Origin of the sequence: Halorubrum persicum, assembly GCF_002727125.1 — an archaeon.
In the GTDB taxonomy this organism is placed as follows: domain Archaea; phylum Halobacteriota; class Halobacteria; order Halobacteriales; family Haloferacaceae; genus Halorubrum; species Halorubrum persicum.
Map to the genome: position 1 here is coordinate 1 of NZ_NHOA01000102.1, position 2,287 is coordinate 2,287.

At 68.8% G+C, this 2,287-nt stretch carries 2 protein-coding genes and 1 pseudogene; 2 read left to right on the plus strand and 1 reads right to left on the minus strand.

Annotation, left to right across the window (positions count from 1 at the left end; genetic code table 11):
• Window positions 1–350: pseudogene (locus tag DJ69_RS11675) on the minus strand (mechanosensitive ion channel family protein); the annotation flags it as partial.
• Between the two features lie 189 nt (window positions 351–539).
• Here DJ69_RS11675 and trmB point away from each other — a divergent pair.
• Entirely contained in the window at window positions 540–1,592 is a 1,053-nt protein-coding gene (trmB, locus tag DJ69_RS11680) for an HTH-type sugar sensing transcriptional regulator TrmB (protein ID WP_099255769.1), read from the plus strand.
• Window positions 1,593–1,623: 31 nt separating this feature from the next.
• A partial coding sequence (locus DJ69_RS11685; protein WP_099255770.1) for an aldo/keto reductase occupies window positions 1,624–2,287 on the plus strand: 664 nt, incomplete at its 3' end.

The window sequence follows — 2,287 nt, forward strand, 5'->3', positions numbered from 1 at the left end:
ATCCCGATCACGGCGGAGAAGACGGCGGTCCCGACGAGCAGATCGGTGAAGCGGAACCCGCCCGCCCAGAGCCCGACGAGCAGCGACATGACGATCGTCCCGACGCGGACGCCCCTGACGATCGTCTGCGCGACGCTCTGTCTCGACACGCGACGCGCGACGGGGCGGCCGATGAGACGCACGAGGAACTTCGAGGCGAGGACGCCGACCGCGACCGACAGGATCACCAGCAGCAGTCGCCCGCCGGGGGAGCCCACAATCCCGCGGAGCGCGTCCCCGAACCGCGTGATCCAGTTCCCGATCGAGACGAGCCCTCCGGGCTGTGCCATAGCGAAACCGCCGTCGCCCACCCGAAAAAGCGTTTCTCCCGGCGGCGAGCGACTCGCGGCGGCGCCTCGACGACGAGCCGGTCCCGCCGATGGAGTCGGAGTCCCTCGACGGGACGGACGATCGCATGTACATGGAGGATGCGGCTCTGAAAACGCGTGCTACTCGGCTCATAGTAAAAACCTATATCGGAGGACCGCCTCGTCACGAGCATGACAGACGATCTCCGCGGCACGCTCGACCGCGTCGGGGACCGATTCAACCTCGGCGAGTACGAGATCGACGCGTACCTCGCCGTGTTGGAACACGGCGAGTTGACCGCGAGCGACATCGCCGACCGGACCGACATCCCGCAGCCGCGCGTGTACGACACGGTCCGAAGCCTTTCCGACCGCGGGCTCGTCGAACTCCGCGAATCGCGGCCGATGAAGATCGTCGCCGTCGACCCGGAGGACGCGTTCGGCGAGCTCCGGTCGTCGTTCACCGAGATGGTCGACGAGCTCGAGGCCCGCTACACCGCGCCCACCCGCGAGACCGAGGCGGTGTCGCTGGTGAAGTCGCGGTCGACGATCCTCCGGTACCTCGAAGAAGTGATCGCCGGCGCCGAGTACGAACTGGCGCTGTCGCTCACGCCGGGGCTGCTCCGTCGCTTCCGCGACGAGCTCGCGGCGAAGGTCCAGGCGGGCGTCAGCGTCGAACTCCTCGTCACGCCCGCGGCGCGCGCGCCGGACCCCGAGGAGTTCGACTACCTGGAGGTTGCGACCATCGCACGCGCACGACGCGGGATCACCACGCCGATCCTCGCCGTCGGCGACGGCGAGTACTCCGTGTACGCCACGCAGGACGCCCTCCGCGACGACCGCGAGCGGTACGGCGTCATCTTCAACCGCTCCGCCCTCGGGTTCCTCGTCTCTGGCTTCTTCGGCACCGTGCTGTGGACGACCGCCGAGACGCTCGCCGCAGACGGGGCCGCCCGTCCGTTCCCGCGCCGCTACGCCTCGATCCGCCGCGCGGTCAAGGACGTCCGAGAGTTCGAGGGCGAGGAGTTCTTCGCGACCGTGGAGGGCCGCGACATCGAGACGGGCGACTCGGTGACCGTCAGGGGGCGGGTCGTCGACCTCGCATTCGAGGCCACGGAAGAGGTGGCGTCGCTGACCGTCGAAACCGAAACCGGTCGAGTCGACATCGGCGGCCGCGTCGCCTCGCTCGAGGATGTCGAGGGGCAGGAGATCGTCCTCGGTCGCGGCGAGCCGCCCGCGCTGTGACTTTTTAGTCCCCCGCGGCCCCCCGACCCGTATGGAGTACACGACGCTGGGCGACACGGGGGCGACGGTGAGCCGCCTCGCGCTCGGCTGCATGAGCTTCGGGAGCGAACACGAGTGGATGCTCGACGAGGAGGAGGGGCGAGAGCTGATCGAGCGCGCGATCGAACTGGGGGTCACGTTCTTCGACACGGCGAACGTCTATTCGAACGGCGAGAGCGAGGCGATCCTCGGCGACGTGCTCGCCGAGTACGACCGCGACCGGTTCACCGTCGCCACCAAGGTGTACGGGGAGATGGACGAGTCGAACCCGAACTCGGGCGGGCTCTCGCGGAAGGCGATCGAACAGGAGCTGTCGCACAGCCTCGACCGGCTCGGGATGGAGACGATCGACCTGTATCAGATCCACCGGTGGGATTACGACACGCCGATCGAGGAGACGCTGGCCGCGCTCGACGACGCCGTGCGGCGCGGCCAGGTGCGGTATCTCGGCGCCTCGTCGATGTGGGCCCACCAGTTCGCCGAGGCGCTCCACACGAGCGACCGCGAGGGGTACGAGCGGTTCGCCACCATGCAGAACCACTACAACCTCGCGTACCGCGAGGAGGAGCGCGAGATGGTCCCGCTGTGTGAGCGAGAGGGGATCGGAATGATCCCGTGGAGTCCCGTCGGCGCCGGCTACCTCGCGCGCCCGGACG